This is a genomic window from Pseudomonas gingeri, assembly GCF_013386165.1.
In the GTDB taxonomy this organism is placed as follows: domain Bacteria; phylum Pseudomonadota; class Gammaproteobacteria; order Pseudomonadales; family Pseudomonadaceae; genus Aquipseudomonas; species Aquipseudomonas gingeri_C.
Window position 1 is genome coordinate 779,729 of record NZ_JACAOS010000016.1, and the last position, 13,759, is coordinate 793,487.

Sequence of the window (13,759 nt, forward strand, 5' to 3'; positions counted from 1 at the left end):
CAAGCTCGCTCCTACAAGGGATCTGCATGTAGTCCCTTTCCCCTGTAGTGGATTTCCCCATGAGTTCTGTTGCTGTGTTCAGCAAAGCCTCGCCGTTCGATGCATTGCAGCGCTGGCTACCCAAACTGGTGCTGGCGCCCAGCATGTTCATCGTCCTGGTGGGCTTCTATGGCTATATCCTGTGGACGTTCGTACTTTCGTTCACCAACTCGACTTTCCTGCCGACCTACAAATGGGTAGGTCTGGCGCAATACGCCCGGTTGTTCGACAACGACCGCTGGTGGGTGGCGAGCAAGAACCTGGCGGTCTTCGGTGGCTTGTTCATCGGCGTCACCCTGGTGATTGGCGTGCTGCTGGCCGTGTTCCTCGACCAGCGCATCCGTCGCGAAGGTTTCATCCGCACCATTTACCTGTACCCGATGGCGCTCTCGATGATCGTCACCGGTACCGCCTGGAAATGGCTGCTCAACCCGGGCATGGGCCTCGACAAACTGCTGCGTGACTGGGGTTGGGAAGGCTTCCGCCTGGACTGGCTGATCAACCCGGATCGTGTGGTCTATTGCCTGGTGATCGCCGCCGTATGGCAAGCCTCGGGCTTTATCATGGCAATGTTCCTGGCCGGCCTGCGCGGTGTCGATCAATCGATCATCCGTGCCGCCCAGATCGATGGCGCGAGCCTGCCCCGGATCTACTGGAAAGTGGTGCTGCCAAGCCTGCGTCCGGTGTTCTTCAGTGCCGTGATGATTCTGGCGCACATCGCCATCAAGAGTTTCGACCTGGTGGCGGCGATGACCGCCGGCGGCCCGGGCTATTCGTCCGACCTGCCAGCCATGTTCATGTATTCCTTCACCTTCAGTCGCGGCCAGATGGGCATGGGCTCGGCCAGTGCGATTCTGATGCTCGGTGCGATTCTCGCGATCATCGTGCCTTACCTGTACTCCGAGCTGAGGACCAAGCGTAATGACTAGTCTCGCCCACAAACCGGCTATCAGCCTGAGCCGCGTCGCGATCTACGCGGTGCTGATCATCGCCGTGCTGCTCTATCTGGTTCCGCTGGTGGTCATGCTGTTGACCAGCTTCAAGTCGCCGGAAGATATCAGCACCGGCAACCTGCTGAGCTGGCCGACGGTGATCACCGACATTGGCTGGGTCAAGGCCTGGGCCACGGTCAACGGTTACTTCTGGAACTCGATCAAGATCACCATTCCGGCGGTACTGATCTCCACCGCCATCGGTGCGTTGAACGGCTACGTGCTGTCGATGTGGCGCTTCCGTGGTTCGCAGTTGTTCTTCGGCCTGTTGCTGTTCGGCTGCTTCCTGCCGTTCCAGACCGTGCTGCTGCCGGCCTCGTTCACCCTCGGCAAGATGGGCCTGGCGAGCACCACCACGGGCCTGGTATTCGTGCACATCGTTTACGGCCTGGCGTTCACCACGCTGTTCTTCCGTAACTACTACGTGAGCATTCCCGATGCGCTGGTCAAGGCGGCACGCCTGGACGGTGCGGGCTTCTTCACCATCTTCCGGCTGATCATCCTGCCGATGTCGACCCCGATCATCATGGTCTGCCTGATCTGGCAGTTCACCCAGATCTGGAACGACTTCCTCTTCGGCGTGGTGTTCTCCAGCGGTGATTCGCAGCCCATCACGGTGGCGCTGAACAACCTGGTCAACACCAGTACCGGGGTCAAGGAATACAACGTTGATATGGCAGCGGCGATGATCGCCGGTCTGCCGACCCTGCTGGTCTATGTGGTCGCAGGCAAGTATTTCGTGCGCGGGCTGACGGCCGGCGCAGTCAAGGGGTAATCATGGCAACGCTCGAACTTCGCAATGTAAACAAGACTTACGGCGCCGGTCTGCCGGACACCCTGAAGAACATCGAACTGTCGATCGCCGACGGTGAGTTCCTGATCCTGGTCGGGCCTTCGGGCTGCGGCAAGTCGACGCTGATGAACTGCATCGCGGGCCTGGAGAACATCACCGGCGGCGCGATCATGATCGGTGACCAGGACGTCAGCGGCATGAGCCCGAAGGATCGTGACATCGCCATGGTGTTCCAGTCCTATGCGCTGTACCCGACCATGAGCGTGCGCGAGAACATCGAGTTCGGTCTGAAAATTCGCAAGATGGCCCAGCCGGCCATCGACGAAGAAGTCGCGCGGGTCGCCAAGCTGCTGCAGATCGAGCACTTGCTCAATCGCAAGCCTGGTCAACTCTCCGGTGGTCAGCAACAGCGTGTGGCCATGGGCCGTGCCCTGGCCCGGCGGCCGAAGATCTACCTGTTCGACGAACCGCTGTCCAACCTCGACGCCAAGCTGCGGGTCGAGATGCGCACTGAAATGAAACTGATGCACCAGCGCCTGAAAACCACCACGGTCTACGTGACCCACGACCAGATCGAAGCGATGACCCTGGGCGACAAAGTGGCGGTGATGAAGGACGGCATCATCCAGCAATTTGGTACGCCGAAGCAGATCTATAACGACCCGGCGAACCTGTTCGTTGCCAGTTTCATCGGTTCGCCGCCGATGAACTTCATCCCCCTGCGCCTGCAGCGCAAGGATGGCCGGCTGATGGCCCTGCTCGACAGCGGCCAGGCCCGTTGCGAGTTGCCGCTGGGCGTGACCGACGCCGGTCTTGAAGACCGCGAGATCATCCTCGGCATGCGCCCGGAACAGATCAGCCTGATGCAGGGCGAGCCCAATGGCTTGCCGAACATCCGTGCCGAAGTACAGGTGACCGAGCCGACCGGTCCGGACACCCTGGTATTCGTCAACCTCAACGGGACCAAGGTCTGCTGCCGACTGGCGCCGGACGTGGCACCGCAGGTGGGCGAGACCCTGACCCTGCAATTCGATCCGGCCAAGGTGTTGCTGTTTGACGCCCAGACCGGTGAACGCCTGGGTGTGGTTAAACCACAAGCCCAGGTGCATGCCGACAATGTGGCGCAGTTCAAGGGCCGCTGATTGTGGCGAGGGAGCTTGCTCCCGTTGGGCCGCGAAGCGGCCCTAAAGCCTGAGGGGCGGGAGTATCAGGTAAACCGTCTGCCAAGAAGGTTCAACGCGTTACAGACGATGTAAACCACGTTCAATAAAAACCGTTAATAACAATAAGACGAGGATGTAGGGATGAAAAAGAACACCAATACCCGGCTGATCTGCCAGCTGTCAGCGGTAGCAGCACTGGTCATGGCCGGTAACGCAATGGCCGACGACGCATTCAGCGCCAACTCCAAATGGATGACCGGTGACTGGGGTGGAGAGCGGACCAAACTGATCGACGAGGGTATCGACATCAAGGCCGACTACGTCGGTGAAGTCGGTGGCAACCTGAGTGGTGGCTACAACGATCAAAAGACCGCGCGCTACAGTGACCAATTCGGTCTGGGCGTGGCACTGGATCTGCAAAAGCTGTTCGGCTGGGATAACACCCAGGCCAAGATCCAGCTCACCAACCGTAACGGTGAGAACATCTCCAATGACCGTGTCGGCGACCCGCGTGTCGGCACCATCAGCTCGTCCCAGGAAGTCTTTGGCCGTGGTCACATGGTCCGTCTGACCCAACTGTGGATTCAGCACCAGTTCCTCGACGGTAAGTTCGACGTCAAGGCCGGTTACTTCGGCGAAGGCGAAGACTTCAACACCTTCCCGTGCGAATTCCAGAACCTGACGTTCTGCGGCTCCCAGGCGGGTAACTGGGCGACCGGTATCTGGTACAACTGGCCTGTCAGCCAGGCGGCGATCCGCTTCAAGTACAACATCACGCCTGAGTTCTATGCCCAGATCGGTTTCTACAACCAGAACCCGACGCAGCTGGATTCCGGCAACGGCTTCAAGCTTGACGGCACTGGCACCAAGGGTACTGTGATCCCGGTGGAAGGCGTCTGGTCGCCGAAGTTCAACGGCCTGCCGGGCGAATACCGCCTGGGTTACTACTACAGCAGCGCCCCGGCCAACGACGTTCTCAAGGACGACAATGGTGGCGATGCGGCAGTGAGCGGTTTGCCGTACAAGACCCACAAGGGCAAGAGCGGCTACTGGTTCGTGGCCCAACAACAGCTCACCGACTACAAGGGTGATGCTTCCCGTGGTCTGAACATCGCGGCCAACGCCACGTTCCACGACAAGGACACCAACTTCATCGACAACTACCAGTCGATCATGCTGGTCTTCAAAGGTCCGTTCGATGCACGTCCGAAGGATGATGTAGGCCTGGGTATCGGTCGTATTCACGTGAACAGCGATGTGCAGAAAAATGCCGAGCTGATCAACGAAGAAAACGGCATCAGCGACTACAACAACCCGAGCTTCCTGCCGATCCAGAAGACCGAGTACAACGTCGAGCTCAACTACGGCTTCCACGTCACCAACTGGCTGACCGTACGTCCCAACCTGCAGTACATCAAGCACCCAGGTGGTGTTGATCAAGTGGACGACGCCCTGGTTGCCGGTCTGAAAATTCAGTCGGTCTTCTAAGGTTTCGACTGGTAAGCTCTCTCTCTATGTGCGCATCTTGCGGATGGTCCACCAGACCGTCCGCTTTTTTTTGCGCAGAAGGCGGGTTGATTCCTTGAGGTGCAAACGCACCTCGAATGCACCGCCACTCTCCCTGTAGGAGCGAGCTTGCTCGCGATGGTAGCCCAGGCACCGCGGACGACCAGGACGTCCGCGTTATCGTTGACGACCATCGCGAGCAAGCTCGCTCCTACAAAGGAGGGACGCGTGGTGTTTTCGACGATAGAGACGATTTTCAGGATTTGCGGCACATGCATGAGCAACCGCTACAACGCTTTTTCAAATCCCGGCGCGAGCAGCCGACCTTCCAGTGGGAGCGCTTTCAATTGCGTGAGGTGCTGGTGATCGACCACCCGCTGTGCCAGGCGGTGTTCAGTCGCCAGGGTGCGCAGTTGCTGCACTTCCAGCCACGGGGACAGAAGCCCTGGTTGTGGTGCGCGGCCAAGTGGCCACAGGTCGGGGCGATTCGCGGTGGGGTGCCGGTGTGCTGGCCCTGGTACGGCCGTCACCCAAGCGAGAATGCCTGGCCATCCCATGGTTGGGCGCGGCTGATCGACTGGAAACTGCTGGAAAGCAGCAGCGACGACGAGGGCGTCAGCCTGCACTGGCGTCTGCAACTCTGTGACTGGCAGGTTGACCTGCATGCGCGCCTCGGCGAGAGCATGGAGTTGCGCCTGAGCACCGAGCATCAGGACAGCGAACCGTGTCAGTTGAGCCACGCGTTGCACGCCTATTGGCGTATTGGCGACGTTGGTGAGATAGCGCTGTCTGGGCTCGACGGTGCGGAGGGTTATGACCAGTTGAGTCGCCAGGCGTGCCGGCAGGAAGGCGAGTTGCGGGTCGATGGCGGTTGCCAGCGGGTGTTCCAGCATGAGGGTGAGTTACAGATCAAGGATCATGCCTGGCAGCGGGAGTTGTGCATCGATACGGGCGACAGTGGCGACACCGTGGTCTGGCATCCGGGGCACCGGCCGTTGCTGGGGGTGAGCTGGAATGAAGTGATGGGCTTTGTCTGTGTCGAGGCCGCCAGTGGCGGCACCGACAGCCTGTGCCTGGCGCCCGGGGAGCGAGCGCATCTGAGCCTGCAGGCGCGGGCTTCGGCCTGACCTGGATTATCGGGTGTGGCGGATGACGCCATCGCCAGCAAGCCGGCTCCCACAAAATTGTGCCAGACACTGATCCTGTGGGAGCTGGCTTGCCGGCGATAAGGCCCGATCATTCAACGCAAATTCACACAGGCTTCAGTTGAACTCATCACCCACCGGATACCGGCTGGCGTTGAGGCTTTCCTTGATCTTGCGCAGGTGCGGTTGGAAATCCACGCCACGGCGCAGGGTCATGCCGGTGGCCAGCACGTCCAGCACCGTCAACTGGATGATCCGCGAGGTCATCGGCATGTAGATGTCGGTGTCTTCCGGCAGCGGAATATTCAGGCTCAGGGTACTGGCCTTGGCCAGGGGCGAACCCGCCGCCGTCAATCCCAGCACCGAGGCACCGTTCTCCCGGGCGATACGCGCCACTTCCACCAGTTCCCGGGTACGCCCGGTATAGGAAATGATCACGAACAGCTCACCGGTGTGGGCCACCGAGGCAATCATCCGCTGCATCAGCACGTCGGCATGGGCGGTGACCGCCAGGTTGAAACGAAAGAACTTGTGCTGGGCATCCAGGGCCACCGGCGCCGAAGCGCCCAGGCCGAAGAAGTGGATCTGCCGGGCCTGGATCAACAGGTCGACGGCGCGGCTGATCAGGTTCGGGTCCAGGGCCTGGCAGGCGCTGTCCAGGGAGGCGATGGCGCTGCCGAAGATCTTTTGCGTGTAGGCCTCGGGATTGTCGTCGGCCTCCACCGCACGGCTCACATAGGCCGCGCCGCTGGCCAGGCTCTGGGCCAGTTGCAGCTTGAGTTCAGGGTAGCCGCTGACACCGAACGAGCGGCAGAAACGGTTGACCGTCGGTTCGCTGACCGAGGCCGCCTGGGCGAGGGCGGCGATGCTGAAGCGAGTCGCCTGCTGCGGGTTGAGCAGGATGACTTCGGCGACTTTGCGCTCGGCCTTGTTCAGGTCTTCGAGGCGGCTCTGGATCTGCTCCAGAAGATTTCGCACGCGGTCCATTTGGTGATTCCTTGATTCGAGGCAACTTGGGTTCTGCAAGGCCCGGAACAATGCCCTTGGGCAGCTCCCGGCGGTGGCCTATCCTACTGATGGCGTGTGATGACCACCACTCGGAATCATCATATTGATAAAATGTTGTGGTTATTACTACATTTTTCCTTGAGTGATGCCTCGAAAAAAGGTATTTATCGTTTAACTTGATAAAAGAACAAACATCATGCCTTCGATAACGGTTGAACCGTGCACCTTTGCCTTGTTCGGCGCCCTCGGCGACCTGGCGCTTCGCAAACTGTTTCCTGCCTTGTATCACCTCGATGGCGCGGGCCTGCTGCATGAGGACACGCGCATCCTCGCGTTGGCGCGCGAGCCCGGCAGCAATGCCGAGCACCTGGCGACCATCGAAGAAGAACTGCGGGTCTTTGTCGAAGCCAAGGAAATCGACGAGGCGGTGCTCGAACGCTTCCTCGCGCGCCTGAGCTACCTGCATGTGGACTTCCTCAAGCCTGACGACTATGTCGCCCTGGCCGAGCAAGCCGGCACCAGTCAGTGCCTGATCGCCTATTTCGCCACGCCGGCCTCGGTCTATGGCGCGATCTGCGAGAACCTGGCCAAGGTCGGCTTGGCCGAAAACACCCGGGTGGTGCTGGAAAAACCCATCGGTTCGGACCTCGAGTCGTCGCGCAAGGTCAACGACGCCGTGGCGCGGTTCTTCCCGGAAAACCGCACCTATCGCATCGACCACTACCTGGGCAAGGAGACGGTGCAGAACCTCATCGCCCTGCGTTTCGCCAACAGCCTGTTCGAAACCCAGTGGAACCAGAACTACATCTCCCACGTGGAAATCACCGTGGCCGAGAAGGTCGGTATCGAAGGCCGCTGGGGTTACTTCGACAAGGCCGGCCAACTGCGCGACATGATCCAGAACCACCTGCTGCAGTTGCTCTGTCTGATCGCCATGGACCCGCCGGCCGACCTCTCGGCCGACAGCATTCGTGACGAGAAGGTCAAGGTGCTCAAGGCCCTGGCGCCGATCAGCCCGGAAGGCCTGACCACCCAGGTGGTGCGCGGCCAGTACATCGCCGGGCACAGCGAAGGGCATTCGGTCCCGGGTTATCTGGAAGAAGAAAACTCCAACACCCAGAGCGACACCGAAACCTTCGTCGCCCTGCGGGCCGATATCCGCAACTGGCGTTGGGCCGGCGTGCCGTTCTACCTGCGGACCGGCAAGCGCATGCCGCAGAAGCTGTCGCAGATCGTCATCCACTTCAAGGAACCGTCGCACTACATCTTCGCCCCCGAGCAGCGCCTGCAGATCAGCAACAAGCTGATTATCCGCCTGCAACCGGACGAAGGTATTTCCCTGCGGGTGATGACCAAGGAGCAGGGCCTGGACAAGGGCATGCAACTGCGCAGCGGGCCGCTGCAACTGAACTTCTCCGACACCTATCGCAGTGCGCGGATTCCCGACGCCTACGAGCGTCTGTTGCTGGAAGTGATGCACGGCAACCAGAACCTGTTTGTCCGTAAAGATGAAATCGAAGCCGCGTGGAAGTGGTGTGACCAGTTGATCGCCGGTTGGAAGAAATCCGGCGATGCGCCCAAGCCCTACGCGGCGGGGTCCTGGGGACCGATGAGTTCCATTGCACTGATCACACGGGATGGGAGGTCGTGGTATGGCGATATCTGAATTGAAACTGCCGCAAGGCGTGCAGGCCCACGAGTTCCGCAGCCCGGCGCTGCTGGCCGAGGGTCAGGCGCAGGCGGTGGCCGAGCAACTGCGCGGGGCCATTGCCGCCCGTGGCGCGGCGACCCTGGTGGTGTCCGGCGGGCGCAGCCCGGTGGCCTTTTTCCAGAGCCTGGTGAAACAGGAGCTGGATTGGTCCCGCGTGGTCATCAGCCTCGCCGACGAGCGTTGGGTACCGGTGGAGCACGCCGACAGCAATGCCGGTCTGCTCAAGCGCTACCTGCTCCAGGGCCCGGCGGCCAAGGCGCGCTTTATCGGCTTGTACAGAGCAGCGGCGAACCTGGAAGCGGCGGCGGAACAGGCCGATCAATTGCTCGCCGAACTGCCGGATATCGACGTGCTGGTCTTGGGCATGGGTGATGACGGTCACACCGCTTCGCTGTTCCCGGACAGCCCGAACCTCGCGGCGGCTCTGCAAGTGGATGGCAGCCGGCGGGTCTGGCCGATGCTGGCGCCGACCGTGCCGCACCAACGCCTGAGCATGAGCCGGGCCCTGCTGGCTTCGGCCACCTTTACCGTCCTGGCGATTTCCGGTCAGTCGAAGCTGACCACCCTGAATGCCGCATTGGCCGGTGATGACCTCGCCGCCATGCCGATTCGCGCTTTCTTGCAACCTACCCTGAATATTTACTGGTGCCCATGAGTCAAGGATCCGCTGCTATGACAAAAAATGCCCCGACCGTCTCCATGGCAGACAAGGTCGTCCTGATCGATGAGCTCTGCGCCCGTGCACGGATTCTTCCGGTGATCACCATTGCCCGCGAACAGGATGTCCTGCCGCTGGCCGACGCCCTGGCCGCTGGTGGCCTGACCGCGCTGGAAGTGACCCTGCGCTCGCAGTTCGGCCTCAAGGCCATCCAGATCCTGCGTGAGCAGCGTCCGGAACTGGTGACCGGTGCCGGCACCGTGCTCGATCGGCAGATGCTGGCGGCGGCGGAGGCTGCGGGTTCGCAATTCATCGTCACCCCGGGCATTACCCGTGACCTGCTGGAAGCCAGCGTCGACAGCCCGATCCCGTTGTTGCCCGGTATCAGCAATGCCTCGGGGATCATGGAGGGGTATGGCCTGGGCTATCGCCGCTTCAAGCTGTTCCCGGCGGAAGTCAGCGGCGGCGTGGCGGCGATCAAGGCCTTGGGCGGCCCGTTCGGCGAAGTGAAATTCTGCCCGACCGGCGGCGTCAGCCCGGCCAATATCAAGAGCTACATGGCCTTGAAAAACGTGATGTGCGTGGGCGGTAGCTGGATGCTTGATCCGGAGTGGATCAAGAACGGCGACTGGGCACGTATCCAGGAGTGCACCGCCGAGGCGCTGGCCCTGCTGGACTGATTCATCGTTACTGAACTCGTTGTGTGTTCTACGGCTTTACGGTGCGCTTGGTCGGCGCACCGTTTTTTTTTGCCTGGCGAAAAACCCTGCCATACCGTTATCGCATGTACGACACGGACCTGCAGGAGCAAGCTTGCTCGCGATCCCGCGCTTTCAACCGCTTAGTTCGCCCAACGCCCGGGCCAGCAACTTCAGATCCTCGGCCGAGTTGGCCAACCCCGGCGTGACCCGGATGCAATTGCCATGGGCCGTGCCTTCGCGGGCCACGGTGAACAGGTTGTACTCCGTCAGCAGTCGGTCGACCATCCGCTGCTGGTTCGGCTCATGCCGAAAGCGCAGCGAGGTGATGCCGCAATACAGCCGCGGATCATCCGGTGTCAGCACCTCGATCCCCGGCATCCCGCGTGCCGCGCTCACCCAGATATCCCGCAGGTAATTGAGCCGTGCGCCCTTGGCCGCCGAACCACCGAGTGCCCGATGTTCCTCGAAGACCAGGGGCAAGGTCATCCAGGCCGGAATATTCGGCGTGCCATAGGGCGCGCGGGAGCGGATGTCGCTGATCGGGTAGCGGTCTTCGCCCATGTCCGGGTCGATATCCGCCAGGCGCGCTGGATCGATATAGATAAAGCCCAGGCTCAGGGGCGCGCCCATCCATTTCTGCAGGTTGAAACCGGCAAACAGGATACCCAGCGCGGCAAGGTTGAAATCGATCTGGCCCAGGGCATGGGCGCCATCGAGGATCACATCCACCCCATGGTGACGGGCGGCGGTAGCGATGGCCTGGACCGGCATCACCAGCCCGCTGCGATGGGTGACGTAGGTCAGGGCCATCAGCTTCAGCCGGGGATAACGCTCGAATGCGTCCTGATAAGTCTCCACCAGGCTGGCGAAGCTCACCGGGACGGGATGGCTGATCTCGATCAGTTCGAGGCCGCGGTTGCGCGCCAGCCAGCGCATGGCGCCGAGGACGCTGGGGTATTCCTGGTCGCTGACCAATAGTTGATCGCCGGGCTGCAGGGCGTTGTAGTTGCGGATCAGTGAATGCAGGCCGTCGCTGGCGCAGCGGGTCAGGGCCACCGCTTCGTGATGAGTGCCCAGCAGATCGGCCAGTTGCGCACGAATCTCCAGGCTTTCGATGGTTTCGAAGCGCTGGCGCACATGCACCGAGTTGCTGCGGTTGATGAACTCGATATGGCCTTTGTACGCCTCCACGACACTGCGGGTCATGCGGCCGAAGTAGCCGTTTTCCAGGTTGATCGGGCCGGGCTCCACGTCATAGCGCGCAGCCACGCTGTGCCAGAAGTGTTCGTCGCGGGCGTGCTCTTCATTCCTCGGCATGGCGGTGCTTCTCTCGACAACGGGGTCAATGGCGGGGTTTGGGTTTGCCGTGTTTGGCGCGTAGCGGGTCGAGCAGGTCGGACAAACCGTTATGGTCGATCTCCTGCATCAAGGCCAGCAGGCCGCCCAGTTCGCCGTGGGGGAAACCCTCGCGAGCGAACCAGTTCAGATAAGGACCGGGCAGGTCGGCGATGATCCGTCCCTTGTATTTGCCGAACGGCATCTCGCGGGTGATCAGCAGTTCGAGTTTTTCGGGATTCATGGGCAACCTTGTCTTGCGCTGTTCCAGCGTCTTGAAAAATACAGGCATTCTGCATGCAGGCCAATTGACAGATCATGCAAATAACCGCCATACAGATACTTTGAATATTTTTAAGTGGTTGAAATATATGTAAAAAAATACCGATCAGGGCTTGGCACGGTGACTGCAACAGTCCTTGCAACTTCCACCACCAGAAGGAATTGAGCCATGACCAACATCAATAAAGAAGCCGTATCGATTCTCAACCATCTGATCGAAGTCAGCAAAGACGGTCAGAAAGGTTTTCAGACCTGTGCCGAAGATATCAAGCACCCCGAGCTCAAGGCATTGTTCGTACAGCGTGCCAGCGAGTGCGCGAACTCGGCCATGCAACTGCAGGCCGAGGTGCGCAAACTGGGTGGCGATCCGGAGACCTCCACCAGTGTCGCCGGTGATATGCACCGTCGCTGGGTTGACGTGAAGGCGCTGTTCACCGGCAAGGGTGAAGAGGCGGTGCTCAACGAAGCCGAGCGTGGTGAAGACCACGCCAAGAAAGCCTACAGCGAAGCACTGGTGAAGCTGGCCAAGTACAACCTGATGGGCCTCACCGATCTGGTGAACCGTCAGTACCAGGGTGTGTTGCGCAACCATGACCAGGTCAAGGCGCTGCGTAACATCGCTCGCGCCAGCTAAGTCGGCTGCTGCAATAAAAAACGCCGGTTGATCCGGCGTTTTTTATTGGATGGTTGTGCAAGCTTCACCGTCGCCATCGCCAGCAAGCCGGCTCCCACAAAAAACGCGGCAGACGCTGATCCTGTGGGAGCTGGCTTGCCAGCGATGAGGCCATCATGGACGCATGATCAGCCGATGGTGATCGGCGGTGGGCTGGTCAGGGTCACGGTCTGTTGCTTGCGCGGCGCGAGGATCTCGGCCTCGCCGTCGACCACCAGTTCCTCGCGCTGGTTGAACACGCGAGTGGCGATGCGTACGCGGAATTTCGGCAGCTTCTCGAGGATCTCCAGGCGCACCGTCAGGGTGTCGCCGATCTTCACCGGCTTCTGGAAACTCATCTGCTGGCCCAGGTAGATGGTGCCCGGCCCGGGTAGCTCGCAGGCCACCGCGGCGCTGATCAGCGCACCGCTGAACATGCCGTGGGCGATACGCTCCTTGAACATGCTCGCCGCAGCGAATTCGGCGTCCAGGTGCACCGGGTTGTGATCGCCGGACATGGCGGCGAACAACTGGATATCGCGCTCTTCAACGGTCTTGCTGTAGCTGGCGGTCTGGCCGACTTCAAGGGCTTCGTAAGGCGTGTTGGTAACCTGGGTCATCGCAAGGGGATCCTGTTAGGTGTTATCTAAAATCAACGGATTGATCTTAAGGAAAATAATTGAGCCGGCGATCATTCCGAGCGCGACGGTCGACGGTGGGCCAGGGCCTGTTCCAGCCACTGGATCAGGTCGCGGGTGACGTCCTCGCGGTGGGTCTCGTTGAACACTTCATGCCGTGCCTGTGGGTAGACGTTCAATTGCAGGTTCTGGCTACCGGCGGCGCGCAAAGCGTCGGCCAGATCCTTGAGACGCTTGCCTTCGCTGACCGGATCACATTCGCCGCCGATCACCAGCAGCGGCAGGCCCTGATCGATCTGGGCAAGGTTTTTCGCCTTGCTGATCTGTTGCAGGCCGCCGAGCAGATCAATCCACAATTGGTTGGTACAACGGAAGCCGCACAGCGGGTCGTTGACGTATTTGTCCACTTCATCCGGGTCACGGCTCAGCCAGTCGAAGGCCGTGCGGTTGGGTTTGAAGGCCTTGTTGAACGAACCGAAGGACAGCCAATCGATCAGCGCGCTGCGTCCGGTGGGCCCCTGGCGCCAGCGTTCGAAGCGGGCAATCGCGGCGGCCGCGCGGTACAGCGCCACCGGCTGGAAGTTCGAGCCGCTGAGGACCGCGCCCTGCAAGCTGGCACTGTGGTGCAGCAGGTAGGCCTGGGCGATGTAGCTGCCCATGCTGTGGCCGAGCAGGATGATCGGCACCCCCGGGTGCTCTTCGCCGATGCGCTGGTTGAGGCTGGCCAGGTCACTGACCACCGCGCACCAGCCGTCCTGGTCGGCGTAGTGGCCGAGCACCCCGTGTTCGGCGGTCTTGCCGTGGCCACGCTGGTCGAAGGCGTACAAACCATGGCCGGCGGCGCACAGGGCCTCGGCCAGGCGGGCGTAGCGTCCGCTGTGCTCGGCCATGCCGTGGGACAGCAGGATCAAGGCTTTCGGGCTGCCGTCCGGCAACCAGCGATTGACGTACAGGCGGCTGTGGTCACTCACGGTCAGCCAGAAGGTGTCATGGATCATGGCGGTTCCTTTGCACGGGGACGAGACGGACATCGGCCTGGGCGCGTTGTCGCTCCATTGTATAGCGCATCCTCGCACAGGAAGCAGACCCTGCCGCGCATTGGCAGCAAGATTCATGATGTTAATGACTGTGTCTGG

The 13,759-nt window shown here is 60.9% G+C and carries 14 protein-coding genes; 9 read left to right on the top strand and 5 right to left on the bottom strand.

The window, feature by feature from the left end; translation table 11 throughout:
* The first annotated feature begins 59 nt into the window (after nt 1-59).
* The 5 genes from HX866_RS19875 to HX866_RS19895 all read left to right on the top strand — a co-directional run bounded on the left by HX866_RS19875 (nt 60) and on the right by HX866_RS19895 (nt 5,620).
* A complete protein-coding gene (locus tag HX866_RS19875) occupies nt 60-968 on the top strand; it encodes a carbohydrate ABC transporter permease (RefSeq protein WP_177096778.1) in 909 nt (302 codons plus the stop codon).
* Entirely contained in the window at nt 961-1,806 is an 846-nt protein-coding gene (locus HX866_RS19880; RefSeq protein ID WP_177096781.1) for a carbohydrate ABC transporter permease, read from the top strand. Before HX866_RS19875 ends, HX866_RS19880 begins: the two co-directional genes overlap by 8 nt.
* Nucleotides 1,807-1,808: 2 nt before the next feature.
* A complete protein-coding gene (locus HX866_RS19885; protein ID WP_177140281.1) occupies nt 1,809-2,966 on the top strand; it encodes an ABC transporter ATP-binding protein in 1,158 nt (385 codons plus the stop codon).
* Nucleotides 2,967-3,128: 162 nt separating this feature from the next.
* The gene (locus HX866_RS19890; protein WP_177096784.1) at nt 3,129-4,475 is read left to right on the top strand and encodes a carbohydrate porin; all 1,347 of its coding nucleotides are present in this window, start codon (nt 3,129-3,131) and stop codon (nt 4,473-4,475) included.
* 290 nt (nt 4,476-4,765) lie between these two features.
* Nucleotides 4,766-5,620 (top strand): D-hexose-6-phosphate mutarotase, encoded by an 855-nt coding sequence (locus tag HX866_RS19895; RefSeq protein ID WP_177140282.1) that lies wholly within the window; start codon nt 4,766-4,768, stop codon nt 5,618-5,620.
* Nucleotides 5,621-5,755: 135 nt separating this feature from the next.
* Here the strand turns inward: HX866_RS19895 and HX866_RS19900 are convergent, their stop codons facing one another.
* Nucleotides 5,756-6,616 (bottom strand): MurR/RpiR family transcriptional regulator, encoded by an 861-nt coding sequence (locus HX866_RS19900; protein WP_177096979.1) that lies wholly within the window; start codon nt 6,614-6,616, stop codon nt 5,756-5,758.
* A gap of 226 nt (nt 6,617-6,842) precedes the next feature.
* Here HX866_RS19900 and zwf point away from each other — a divergent pair, with 226 nt between their 5' ends.
* The 3 genes from zwf to HX866_RS19915 are packed head-to-tail and all read left to right on the top strand — an operon-like array spanning nt 6,843 to nt 9,695.
* Nucleotides 6,843-8,312 (top strand): glucose-6-phosphate dehydrogenase, encoded by a 1,470-nt coding sequence (gene zwf / locus HX866_RS19905; protein ID WP_100944086.1) that lies wholly within the window; start codon nt 6,843-6,845, stop codon nt 8,310-8,312.
* A complete protein-coding gene (pgl, locus tag HX866_RS19910; RefSeq protein WP_177140283.1) occupies nt 8,299-9,012 on the top strand; it encodes a 6-phosphogluconolactonase in 714 nt (237 codons plus the stop codon). The genes zwf and pgl overlap by 14 nt, the downstream gene beginning before the upstream one ends.
* 17 nt (nt 9,013-9,029) lie before the next feature.
* A complete protein-coding gene (locus HX866_RS19915; RefSeq protein ID WP_177096792.1) occupies nt 9,030-9,695 on the top strand; it encodes a bifunctional 4-hydroxy-2-oxoglutarate aldolase/2-dehydro-3-deoxy-phosphogluconate aldolase in 666 nt (221 codons plus the stop codon).
* A 153-nt stretch (nt 9,696-9,848) separates the two neighbouring features.
* Here HX866_RS19915 and HX866_RS19920 read toward each other — a convergent pair whose 3' ends face one another.
* Nucleotides 9,849-11,033, bottom strand: coding sequence for an aminotransferase class V-fold PLP-dependent enzyme (locus HX866_RS19920; protein WP_177140284.1), 1,185 nt, complete (start codon nt 11,031-11,033; stop codon nt 9,849-9,851).
* A 25-nt stretch (nt 11,034-11,058) separates the two neighbouring features.
* On the bottom strand, nt 11,059-11,295 hold the full coding sequence (locus HX866_RS19925) for a DUF3820 family protein (RefSeq protein ID WP_095169812.1): 237 nt from the start codon (nt 11,293-11,295) through the stop codon (nt 11,059-11,061).
* Between the two features lie 207 nt (nt 11,296-11,502).
* On the opposite strand from HX866_RS19925, the gene HX866_RS19930 reads away from it, so the two are divergent.
* A complete protein-coding gene (locus HX866_RS19930) occupies nt 11,503-11,967 on the top strand; it encodes a PA2169 family four-helix-bundle protein (protein WP_177096796.1) in 465 nt (154 codons plus the stop codon).
* A gap of 167 nt (nt 11,968-12,134) precedes the next feature.
* On the opposite strand, the gene HX866_RS19935 is transcribed toward HX866_RS19930, so the two are convergent.
* Together HX866_RS19935 and HX866_RS19940 are read right to left on the bottom strand one after the other, a co-directional pair.
* The gene (locus tag HX866_RS19935; protein WP_177096797.1) at nt 12,135-12,605 is read right to left on the bottom strand and encodes a MaoC family dehydratase; all 471 of its coding nucleotides are present in this window, start codon (nt 12,603-12,605) and stop codon (nt 12,135-12,137) included.
* Between the two features lie 71 nt (nt 12,606-12,676).
* Nucleotides 12,677-13,621, bottom strand: coding sequence for an alpha/beta hydrolase (locus HX866_RS19940; protein WP_177125631.1), 945 nt, complete (start codon nt 13,619-13,621; stop codon nt 12,677-12,679).
* Nucleotides 13,622-13,759: the final 138 nt, after the last annotated feature.